Origin of the sequence: Mycobacterium sp. 1482292.6 (assembly GCF_001672995.1) — a bacterium.
GTDB lineage: Bacteria > Actinomycetota > Actinomycetes > Mycobacteriales > Mycobacteriaceae > Mycobacterium > Mycobacterium europaeum_A.
Window position 1 is genome coordinate 71,584 of record NZ_LZKV01000221.1, and the last position, 8,961, is coordinate 80,544.

General features: G+C 69.1%; 6 protein-coding genes and 1 pseudogene. All 7 read left to right on the forward strand.

All coding sequences use genetic code 11. From position 1 onward, the window contains the following. Positions 1-149: 149 nt before the first annotated feature. Positions 150-1,403 (forward strand): condensation domain-containing protein, encoded by a 1,254-nt coding sequence (locus A5624_RS22920; protein WP_066871553.1) that lies wholly within the window; start codon positions 150-152, stop codon positions 1,401-1,403. 49 nt (positions 1,404-1,452) lie between these two features. Continuing rightward, a pseudogene (locus tag A5624_RS22925) lies at positions 1,453-2,157 on the forward strand (Rv3717 family N-acetylmuramoyl-L-alanine amidase); the annotation flags it as partial. A 412-nt stretch (positions 2,158-2,569) separates the two neighbouring features. After that, a complete protein-coding gene (locus A5624_RS22930) occupies positions 2,570-3,247 on the forward strand; it encodes a DUF4190 domain-containing protein (RefSeq protein ID WP_066871523.1) in 678 nt (225 codons plus the stop codon). A gap of 4 nt (positions 3,248-3,251) precedes the next feature. After that, a complete protein-coding gene (locus tag A5624_RS22935; RefSeq protein ID WP_066871526.1) occupies positions 3,252-3,917 on the forward strand; it encodes a DUF4190 domain-containing protein in 666 nt (221 codons plus the stop codon). A gap of 11 nt (positions 3,918-3,928) precedes the next feature. Continuing rightward, entirely contained in the window at positions 3,929-4,489 is a 561-nt protein-coding gene (locus A5624_RS22940; protein ID WP_066871529.1) for a hypothetical protein, read from the forward strand. Between the two features lie 44 nt (positions 4,490-4,533). After that, positions 4,534-7,488 carry a VWA domain-containing protein gene (locus A5624_RS22945; RefSeq protein WP_066871532.1) on the forward strand — a complete coding sequence of 985 codons (2,955 nt, stop codon included), beginning with the start codon at positions 4,534-4,536 and terminating at the stop codon, positions 7,486-7,488. Continuing rightward, positions 7,488-8,961 (forward strand): tubulin-like doman-containing protein (locus tag A5624_RS22950; protein ID WP_231997756.1); only part of this gene is annotated, 1,474 nt, incomplete at its 3' end. The genes A5624_RS22945 and A5624_RS22950, both read left to right, overlap by 1 nt.

Below are 8,961 nucleotides of genomic sequence, written 5' to 3' on the forward strand. Positions count from 1 at the left end.
GCGGGCGGCGCCACACTGGTCGCGCGGGGTATCGAGCGTGGTGGCAGTTGAACGTCGGATGAATTCGTCTCCGTGGATGAACCGACTCGGCCGGGGTTCCGTCTGCGTTGTGTCGCAGCGCTTTACCGGCGGTTGGAGGTTCGGTGATCGTGAACAATCCGCAGCACGGCCAGGTGACGACCCTCGTGCGCCCCCTGGGAGCGGCGGAGCGGCTCTTCTATCGCTACAGCGAACGCAATCCCGCGCATTTCTCGATCGTGGCGGAATTCGCTGCGGTGCTTGCCGAAAAGCCGCTGCGGGCCGCCTTGGCCGCTGTTCTGCGACGCCATCCCCTGCTATCCGTGCACGTCGAGGACCACCTCGGCTCGCGTCTGGGCTTCTATCGCGCGGCGGACGTCGCGCCCGTGGAGTTGACCGTGCGCCGCGGCCCGGAGCTGGCCTGGCAAGCGGCCGCGGCCGAGGAGCTCACCCGGCCGTTCGACCGTTCGCGGGCGCCGCTGATACGAGCGTTGTTGCTGCAGAGCGCTTGGCGTAGCGCGGTGCTGCTCACCTTCGACCACACCGTCGCGGACGGAATCAGTTCCACCGTCGTGCTCCGCGACGTGATCGCCGCGCTCAACGGCGAGGCCTTGACGAGTTTGCCTGTGCCGCAACCACAAGAACAGATCGTCGCCGAAGTCCTTCACTCGGCGGAGCCGCCGGACCCCGCCGCGCCGGATGACCCGCGGATGACCACACCCAGCGTGCTGCGTCCCTTCGATGGCACCCTCACCAACGTGCGCACCCTGGCGATGACCCATGCGGACACCGCGCGGCTGGTAGCGCGGTGCCGCGCCGAACGCACCACGGTGCACGCCGCGTTGGTGGTCGCGAAATGCCGCGTGCGGGCCACGGACCGCGGCGAAGAATTCATCCGCGTCCTCAGCCCGATGAACCTGCTGCCGATCCTCGGAATCGAGGGCGGCTGCGCCATGTGCATCGTGCCGACCGCGACGGGGCACACGCCGTGGGACGGCACACCGTTCTGGGAGCAGGCCCGTGCGACGACCGCACACCTGCGGGTGGCCCGATCGGCGCGCGGAATCCGTGCCGCCGCAACCGACCTGGAACAGATGATCACCGTCGACGCCGAAACCGCCGACGCGGAGGAGCTTTTCAGCCGGACCAGTCCGTGGGACATCATGATCACCAACCTCGGCGTGCGAAACCTCGATGGCGTAGGCCCTTTGCGCCCGACGGCGGTGTGGGGACCGGTGGTGGTCAGCCAGACCGATGGCGAATATCTGACCGGAGTCACCACCTACGAGGGCAGACTGCGGATGGTGACGTGTGGCTACAACGTGCCGGCCAGCTTCTTGAAGGGCGTTGAGGAGGCACTGATGGCCGCCCTGGAGGAGTACTGACGATTGCTACCATCGCGCGGTGAGCGATTGCCCGGGCGGGCCGCGATCCATCGCACGCCGCGACGCCCTGAAGGTCGCCGGTCTCCTGCCGGCGATCGTCGCGGCCGCCGCATCGCTGCCCGGCCCGCGGGCAAATGCGGGGGTGGCCGGAATGTCCGTTTTCCTCGACCCGGGCCACAACGCCGTGAACGACGCGTCGATCAACCAGCAGGTCCCCAACGGCCGCGGTGGCACCAAGCCTTGTCAAACGTCGGGCGCGGCTGCCGACGACGGATATCCCGAGCATGCGTTCACCTGGGCGGTAGTGGGGTTGATCAACGATGCGCTGAACCAGATGGGCGTGCGCACCCAGCTGTCGCGGGACGGCGACAACGGTGTCGGGCCGTGCATCGACCAGCGCGCGGCGGCGGCCAACGCCATGCGCCCGGATGCGATCGTGAGCATCCACGCCGACGGCGGGCCGCCATCCGGCAGCGGATTTCACGTCAATTACTCGAGCCCGCCGCTGAATGACGTCCAAGCCGGGCCCGCCGTGCAGCTGGCGCATGCGATGCGCGACGCCCTCGTTCAATCCGGCTTCGAGCCGGCGAACTACATCGGCTCGGACGGCCTCTACGGACGCGACGACCTCGCCGGCCTGAACCTGGCCCAGTACCCCGCGGTGCTGGTCGAACTCGGCAACATGAAAAACGCCGGTGACGTCGCACGAATGGAAAATCCGGACGGCCGGGCGAAATATGCCGCCGCGGTCACGCTAGCCGGTCGCGGCTTTGGAGTTCAGAAAGGCGACTATCCCCTGGGTGACCGCGAGCGAGCTAATTGCCCGTCGGCCCCCGAGCGTTGCGCAGCGAACTTATGCACGTCCTGCAGCAGTCGGTCCGATGCTGCAGTTAACGCCAGGGCGAAGCGGACAGCGAACGCCGGGCCGCAGTCTAAATTGCGCGTGTGTACCGCGCAGCACTATATGTAGCAGTACCGAAAGGTCCTTCTGGTGGAAAAAGAGTGCGTCGTGCCTGCACCGACTATGTTGATTTTGCGGTGGGACGTCACGAGTTTTCAGGCATGCGGTGACGGCGAACGCCGCCCAACGGCGCGGTGGCGGGGAATGGGATGGCATTGATGAGGGGGATGGGTGACCAGCTCCGGCCCTGCATCGAGGGGCGCCGATGACCTATAGCGGCGGTTATCAGGATCCGTTCGGCGGCGACCCTTTCGGGGGTCAGCCTGGTGCCCAGGGGCCGGCGTTCGGACAGCACCAACCCGGTCATTCGCCCGCGGGGTCCGGTGGCTTCCCGTCGGCTCCGAAGCCCGAGACCAACACGCTGGCCACGCTGTCGGCAATCTTCGCGTTCGTCTTCGCGCCGGCCGGTGCCGCGCTGGGGCACATCGCGCTGTCCCAGATCCGCCAGCGCCACCAGCGCGGCCGCGACCGCGCCATCTTCGGCCTGACGGCCTCCTACCTCATCATCGTGCTGGCGGTCGGTGCGCTGGCGGTGTGGATCGTGACCAGTGGGTCCGACTCGGACACGGTCAAGACGGCGGCCCCCAGCCCGTACGTGCCGCCGACGCCGCCGCGCACGACGGTGATCACGCCACCGCCGGCGCAGCGCCCGAGCGTCTCGGTCAGCGATCTTCGGGTGGGCGACTGCATCGAGGTCCAGCAGAACAAGCCCGACCCGTCGGAGAAGGCGGACTTCATCACCATCTACCCGGTCAAGTGCGAGGTGCGCGAGGGCGTGCTGCAGGTGACCCAGCTGCTCTCGAACGACTCCTGTAAGACCCCCACGACGCTGTGGAACCACAACAAGACCGTGTATGCCTGCATCGTCGACTTCAAGGGGTGAATTGATGTATCCCAGCGACGATCCCTTTGCGCCGCAGTCCAACGATCCCTTTGGCGGACAGCCGCCGACGGTGTCATACGGCGCTGCGCCCACCACCCCGGTTGGCTACCCGGGTGCGCCGTTTGGCGGACAGCCGCCGCGCGCGGACTACAACACGCTCGCGGTGCTCTCGCCGATCTTCGGGGTGATCGTTCCGCCCGCCGGCATCGTGCTGGGTCACCTCGCCTTGCCGCAGATCAATCGCAGCGGTGAGCGGGGTCGTCCGGCCGCCATCGCCGGCCTGGTGATCGGCTACCTGATGTGTGTCCTGCTGATCCTCGGCGGCGTGTACTGGGGCACCCGTCCCAGCGGTTCGACGCCGACGACCGCATCCAGTTCCACGCTGCCCAGGCCCTTGCCGCCCCGAACCATCACGTCGGTCGCGCCGCCGACCACGGTGCCGCGCGGCCCGAAGCTCGACCTGGCCACCGTGCCGATCGGCACCTGCGTGGAGCTTCAGCTGCGCAACAGCACGGGCAATGACGCCCTGGACCTGTTCGGTGTCGACTGCGAGCACCGCGACGGGGTGTACACGGTCGCCGCGCGGGTGGGCTCGAGCAACCAGTGCAACTCGGTATACGTGGCCGCGCCCCCCGACCGCTCCTTCGCCCTGTGCCTGAACCCGTATTGAGATCGGCGACGATGAACGCACCAAACCCCTTTGACTTCAGCGACTTTGGCCCGGGCAAGCAGGCCCCGGCCGGGGGCGGCCAGGCGCCCGCGCAGGGGCAGCCGGGTGGGGGTTACTCGGGCGGCTTCGATCCGTGGGCCAACCAGCGACCGGCCCCGGCGCGCCCGGATGCGTTTCCGGGCCCGCCCGCGTTCGACCCGACCGGCGGCCGCGACGCCTTCGGGCAGCTGACCGCGAACCCGGCGGGCGTGGGCGCGCTGACGACGGCCGGGCCGCCGCTGGTCTGGTTCGCGGTGGCGCTGGCGCTGGCTCTCGTCGGTGTGGCCCTGGCCGGAGCCAGCGCGTTGGGCGGCCCGATGATCGCGGCCGCGGTCGCCGGGTGGTTGTCGGCCGGGCCGCTGGCGATCGGCGCCCTGGCGATCTTCAGCCGGGTCGACACCCGGCGCCGCACCGAGGCCATCTATTCCGCGCCGACCTGGACGTCGACGCTGTACTGGGTGGTGCTGGTGGTCTGCCTCATCGGAATCGCCGTGGGGGCCTGGCAGATCGCGCTGTGGGCGGGGACGTTGTAGTGGCGGACTCCTCTCGAATACGGCGCGGCCGCAACGGCCTTGCGATGCTGGCGCGTGTCGCCGCGGCCGCCTTCTTGGTCGTGGTGCTGAACCTGGTCGGCTGGGCGCCCGTCGCGTCGGCCACCGGATCGCCGGGGGCCAGCCGGTTCGGCGCATGCCTGGCCGCGCAGAAGACCGGCGATCTGCTGTTGTTGTTCGACGAGTCGAGCAGCCTGCAGCAGACCGACCCGCAGGCCGCGCGGGTGCAGGCCGCCCGCTACCTGGTGCAGACGCTGGGCAAGTACGCCGACCGGGTGAGCGCAAAACTCGACGTCGCGGTCGCCGGTTTCTCCGATACCTATGCCCCCGAACATGATTGGACTCAACTCACCGGCTCGACCGCCGACAGCGTCGGGGCGTCGCTGGATCCGATCGCCAAGAAGAACACCGGCATCGACACCGACTATTGGCTGGCCCTCGACGGCGCCCGGCAGGCGCTGACCACACACGGCGGCGCGGCCAACAAGGGTCAGCGCTGCCAGGCCATCGCCTGGTTCTCCGACGGCATGATCGATTTCACCGCCCGACCGATCACCAAGCCCTACGCCGACGGAGTCCCGCTGGACTCACCGAACGGAATCCCGGACACCACCCAGAAGGCCGTCCAATCCATCTGCCGCCCCAGCGGTCTGGCCGACCAGCTGCGGTCGAGCAACATCATCATGCTGGGAATCGGGCTGGGCGCCAAGCAGACTCCAGGTGACTTCAACGTGATGTCGGCGATCAGCACGGGCAAGGGATTGCAGGGCCTGGCGTGCGGCGCCATCACGGATCCGGTGCCCGGCGACTTCTTTCCCGTCGCCAACATCGACGACATGTTGTTCGCGTTCGACGCCCTCAACCCGGATCCCGGCGTGACCGACCAGGGTGGGGTGTGCCCGATCAAGGTGTGCCCGGAGGCGCGGCACAACTTCGTGCTGGACCGGTCCATCAAAGAGGTCAACATCCTGGGCTCCGGCGGCGTGCCCGGCGTCGAGCCCTACCTCGTCTCGCCGACCGGGCAGATCCTGCCGCTGCCCAAGAAGGACGGCGCTCAAAACGTCAACGTCGACGGCGTCTCGGTGAACTACCAATGGCAATCCGAATCGGCGCAGACGATCTCGCTGCAGAACGGCAACGCCCCGCACTGGAGCGGGCAGTGGGCGATCGTCTACGTCGACACCACCGGCCAGCACCCCGACGCGGTATCCAAGGTCAGCATTCACATCACCACCGACATCTTCCCGGCCCTGACGGGCGGCGACAAAGTCGCCTGGCACAGCGGCCAGACCCTCAAGGGCCTCGTCTTCGGTTTGGTTGACGGGCAAGGCAAGCCGATGGTCCCGAGCGACCTGGCGGGCTCGGCCACCATGTCGGCCTCGTTGGGTCCCGACGGCGCCGCGCCCATCCCGCTGCTGACCGCGGCCGGCAAGGACGACATCGCCAAACCCGTCGACGCCGACCTAACCAAGGTCGCCCCGGGGCACGCGACGCTGCGGATGTCGCTGGTGATCACCACCGCCGACACCACCGATCTGAACGGCGGACCGATCGCCGGCACCCAGTTGTCGCCGCAGGAAGTTGATGTGCCCGTGCAGATCCTGCCCAAGGTCGGCCTGCCCACCCCGGGTGAGCGCATCGACTTCGGCACCGTCGAGGGCGCCAAGGGTGCGACGGCGACGCTGAACATCACCGGCCCCGGTTGCGCCTGGATCAGCGACACCGATACCGCGACGGTGTCGGGCGCGCCCGACGGCATCGGCACGCCGCACGTGGGTTCGCCGACGAATTCGGGCCAGCACTGCCTGAAGGTGCAGGCGGGGGAGACCGCACAGCTGTCGGTCACTTTGCACACCGACCACAACGGCCACGGCGGCCTCAACGGCACTGTGCCCATTCATGTTTCAACGCTGGACAATCCCGACGACGCCCAGACCGTGCCGGTGGCGTTCACGGCGTCGATGATCAACCCGCTCAACACCACCAACTTCATTCTGGTGCTCATCGCCGCGCTGCTGCTGGGTCCCGGCATCCCCCTGGCGCTGCTGTACGCGTCGAAGTGGTGGGTCAGCAAGATTCCCGACAATCCGCTGCTGGCCGAACGCATCCCGGTGGCGGTCGAGCACGACGCGGTGCTGCGTGGCGGTGAACCGTTCGCGATGGCCGACACCGATCTGGTGCAACCGGTCACCGGGCTGCCGCCCGGCGGCACGCGCCAGCTCTCCGTGGCCGGGGTGAACCTCTCGGTCGTGCTGGGGCGCAGCCCGTTTGGCTCCGGCCATGTGGTCGTCGACGCCGAGGGCGTGGTCAGCGTCGGGTCGAAGCTTCCCGGATCGGACAAGACCGGCCTGCGCGCGGTGCTCCCACTCGCGGTGCACAACACCTGGGTGCTCCTGCACAACCCGTCCGGGCCCGAAAACGCCGCCGAGGTGCTGGTGTTGGTGGCCGGTACCACCGACACCACCGCGCGTGAGCGGCTCTACGAGGACATCGCCCAACGGCTGCCCGACCTGCTCGCCGGGCTGCGGCTGCGCGCGGTGCAGGCGGGACTGACGGCGCCGTTCGCCGCACCGGGCGAGACGGCCTCGCCGTTCGGCGACACGCCCGCCGGCGTCGTGGCCGGCCCGGCCGGGGACGATCCCTTCGGGGGCACCGATTCACCGTTCGGGGGCGCGCCCGTTTCGGCGCCTTCGGCTCCCGTTCCGGCTCCGAGGCCGGCTCCGCCACCGCCCGCCGCGACGGGCCCGGTGCCGCCGGGTTTCAATGAGGCGGAGACACAGGAGCGGCCCATACCCGAACCGGTACCCCGCCAGGACGACACGATGGTCGCGGGCTACCGGTACGACGACGAGCCTGTCGAGCGCGATGAGCGCGACGGGCGCAAGGAGGGCGGGCCGCCCGGGCTCCCGCCGACCGAGGCGACACAACCCTCCTATCGATATGACCCAGATCCATTCGACCCGTTCGGAGAGGGCACCTGATGCGACGTTTCCTGGTAGTGGGCTGCGGCGGTTCCGGCGGCGCCACGCTGTCCCTCATGATGGACCAGCTGCGCTCCGAACTGCACACCGCTGGGATCGAAAAGCTGCTGGCCGGTTGGCAATTCGTGCACATCGACGTCCCCAGCGCCGCCGAGTCGGGCCCTGAGGGGCTGGCGAACGTGCCCGCCCAGGGCGGCAGCTACGTCGGCTGCGGCCCCCAGGGCAGCAGCTACGCCGTCCTTGACGGTGCGCTGTCCCAACGGCTGGCGGCCGAATCGGCGCTGGACACCATCGCCACCTGGGCGCCGCGCAACCCGCAGGAGGTGTCGATCCCGATCTCGGCCGGCGCCGGGCAGTACCGGGCGATCGGGCGGATGATCACCCTGAGCAAGGCCGCCGAAATCCACGCCCGCCTGCAGGCCGCGTGGGACACGCTGTTTCGCGTCGAGACCGTCTCGGAGATGTCGACGGTCGACGTGCCGGGCATGGGCAGGTTCGACCCCAACGAACCGCCGCTGGTGTTGGTGGTGTCGTCGATGGCCGGTGGTGCGGGCGCCTCGATGGCCCTGGACGTGTGCCGCCTGCTGACCCTGGTCACCGGTCTGGATCCCCGGTTGATGGGCGTATTCATGGTCACCCCGGACATTTTCGACTCGCTGCCGCAGAGCGCCATCATCGGTGTGCGGGCCAACGCGCTGGCGATGCTCGGCGAGATCGTGGCCAGCCAGTCCGGTGCCGCCCGCGAACACGACGTGCGAATCCTGCGCGCCCTGGGCCACCATCACGGTGAGGGAGAACCGATTCCGTTCGCGCGGGTGTTTCCGGTGGGCCGCTACATCGGCGCCGACCGCACCCTGTTCGGGGACGGCTCGCAGTACGCGGTGTACCGGGGGCTGGCGCGCGGGCTGGCCGGACTGATGATGAGCGGGCGGGCCAGCGACCAGTTCGTCGCCTACGACCTGGGCAACACCGCGTCGCCGGTGGGCGACCGGGACCTGCTGGGCTGGGGCATCTCGTCGTGGGACGTGCTGCCCTGGGGCACCTACGGTTTCTCCAGCCTGAGCATGGGCCGCGACCGCTACGCCGAATACGCCGCCCAGCGGCTCGCCCGCAGCTGCGTGGACAAGCTGCTCGACGGGCACATGCAGAAGGGCAACCCGGCGTCGAGCACCGAACAGCTGGATTCGCTGCTGTCCAGCCAATGGGCCTCGCTGTGCGGCGAACTCGGGCTACCGCCTAGCGCCGGCGACGAGCAGACCAGGGTGAGCCAGCTCGGCCGCTGGATCGGCACCGAAGCCTTCACCGCCGACGCCGTCGCCGCCACGGTCAACGGTCTGATCGACCGTCAGCTGCGCAACCACCTGCCGAACCCGGAAGGCGTCGCGGCCGAACAGTGGGTGCCGATCATGCGCCAAGCCGTGCAGAACCGGCGCGCCGAGTTGATCCGGGCGTGCGCGGATGCGGCCTACGCCA